Here is a 2174-nt window from a genome sequence, read left to right as displayed (position 1 = left end):
GCCAGGAAGAGCGCGTGGAACGCGCCCGTAAGCCATAGGCCCTGGAAGTCATAGTCCGTCGTGACGACGGCGGTCTTCGCGTCGATCACGCCGCGTAGGAGCAGTGACGCCAGCAGTTGGGCTGGCAGGAAGTGCGTGCACACGATCGCGGTCGGCCGGAATAGCCTGATGGCACCGATCACCGGAAGAGCGTTCACCCGTGTCCAGGGGTCTACCGGGCCCCGGCGCCGGAACGGACGGTCGTTAACGTCGTAGCCCCACTCGACCAGCCACGGCAAGTCCTCGACCAGGACGAAGTAACCCTTGTCCAGCAGTGTGCGGTAGAGCACGCTGCTCACCTGCAGCACGTCCAGCACCTGCACCTCGTCAATATCGGCGCGCGCGGCACACGCCTGCTGCACCGCCGCCGCGGCGCTGTTGTGCCCCGCTCCTACCCCTGCTGACAGGATAAGTACGCGCTCCCTCCCAGCGGTGTCGGGGCCTCGTGCCGACGTTCTGCGCATGAAGAGAGTCTAGTGGGCCGTATCACCACCGCCTGGCCAACTTGTCCTCGATCAGCACGGGACTGTGTCTCCTATTGACGGCCCTGCAATGCTGGGCAGCTCTCGCCCCACGCCCCGAACGCGTGGTGGCGGGATCTGACGGCGCCCGGAGCCTCAGCGAGCAGACTAAGATTCACGGCAGGAAGGATCCCGGTGAGAGTTTCCACAACTCGATGCATGACTACAGAGGAAACAGCCATGAAAAGCATGACCTGCAAGCAACTCGGTGGCCCCTGCGATCTCTCGTTCCGGGGCAATACTGCGGACGAGATCATCAACGCACAGGACCAGCACCTCAAGGAAGCTGTCCTGGCCGGTGACTCAGCTCATCAAGAGGCACGTGACGCGATGAAGGGCCGCTGGAAGAACCCGATCAAGGGCATGGGGTGGTACCGCGACACGAAGAAGGCTTTCGCTGCCCTTCCCGAGGAATAAGCCGCTTCAATCCCCAGCGCTGCCGCAGGGATTGACGACGTGGTGCAGTAGCGAGGCACCCGCGCCGAATCACTCGGAGCGGGTGCCTTGTGGCTCAAGCCCGTTCAGCTCTTGCAGAAAGGCCAATGACTGGCTTTCACAAACCCGATGGGGCCGGTTGCGGCGGCGTCGGCGATTCAGGCGAGGGCCGGCGTGTCCCAGAGGTTCAGGACAGTTCCGATGTTTCTCCTCGGCGACGCGGTAAAGATCCGTTGCCCACGCAACATCCTCCACGGGCATTCCACGGAATAGAGGATGATGTCGTCGTCGTTGCGGCGGCGGGGGAGCCTTCCGGTCGCTATCTCGGCGATTTCCTCGATCTTCGATGCGGGAATTTGTCCGTTCTCGAGCAGCCCGAACCAGTGCGAACCCGGAATGCCCAGGATCTGGTAAGCGGTGGCGCCATATTCCTCGAGCCACGCCTGATAAAGGCCCTCAGCATCAATCACAAGCCGCGCGTCACCCTCGAGTTAATCGTCATCGAACCGCGCAGCGGCCGGAAGAAGCAGCAGAGCGCCGGGCTTGATGGCCGATTTCGGAAAATAGGGGAACGCATCGCTTCCCGCCGCGTCAGTGGAGCTGGTGGCCATAACAACGTCAGCATCAGCAAATTGCCTCCTCGATCGTCTCCGCCGAGGCAACGCTGCTCAGCTGCGGGAACTTCGCCGTGGCCCAATCCACGTACGCCTGCGTGCTCGCGGCGCCTCGGCCCTTCACCAGCAGCGTGTCGATCGGCAGACCAACAATCCGGGGCCTCATCCGGGCGTAAACTCACCGAACCGAGGCAGGCCGAAGAGTACTGACCGTCACTTTTGCACTTTTGATTCTCATGGGAATGTATTCTGAGCACACTCAGTTATGAGTGTAGTCACCATCAAAGCTTAGCGTCCACGGCGGCCGAACATTGGCGGACGGCGGTGATCCTGTGATAGATCGAATGCCAAAGGACTGTCTCATGACCCTTTCCGCACTGTTGCAACCATTGGCTCTTGGCCGCCTGGAGCTATCCCCTGGGCTCGCACCGACACCCATGACCGGAAGCCGTTCCACCCGGATGGCACGCCGGGCGACCTGGCGGCCGAGTATGACGGGCAGCAAGGGTCGTGATCGAACCCGCCCAGGCCCTGGCCGATGAAATCGGCGCAGACAGGGTGGGTA

3 protein-coding genes are annotated in these 2174 nt (G+C 62.3%); 1 reads left to right on the top strand and 2 read right to left on the bottom strand.

Annotated features, from left to right (window positions below; translation table 11 throughout):
* A partial coding sequence (locus DBR22_RS11945; protein ID WP_441296241.1) for an MGDG synthase family glycosyltransferase occupies positions 1 to 503 on the bottom strand: 503 nt, incomplete at its 3' end.
* Positions 504 to 740: 237 nt separating this feature from the next.
* Here DBR22_RS11945 and DBR22_RS11940 point away from each other — a divergent pair.
* Positions 741 to 977, top strand: a complete 237-nt coding sequence (locus DBR22_RS11940; RefSeq protein ID WP_108599191.1) for a DUF1059 domain-containing protein — start codon at positions 741 to 743, stop codon at positions 975 to 977.
* A 176-nt stretch (positions 978 to 1153) separates the two neighbouring features.
* On the opposite strand, the gene DBR22_RS24135 is transcribed toward DBR22_RS11940, so the two are convergent.
* Positions 1154 to 1465, bottom strand: a complete 312-nt coding sequence (locus tag DBR22_RS24135; protein WP_219928113.1) for a hypothetical protein — start codon at positions 1463 to 1465, stop codon at positions 1154 to 1156.
* Positions 1466 to 2174: the final 709 nt, after the last annotated feature.

This window comes from Arthrobacter sp. HMWF013, assembly GCF_003061105.1.
Lineage (GTDB): Bacteria > Actinomycetota > Actinomycetes > Actinomycetales > Micrococcaceae > Arthrobacter.
This window is presented reverse-complemented; position numbering and strand designations above follow the sequence as displayed.

Excerpts from the sequence above, each read along its gene's own strand:
- DBR22_RS11940 (WP_108599191.1), top strand. The coding sequence starts at position 741 with ATGAAAAGCATGACCTGCAAGCAACTCGGTGGCCCCTGCGATCTCTCG.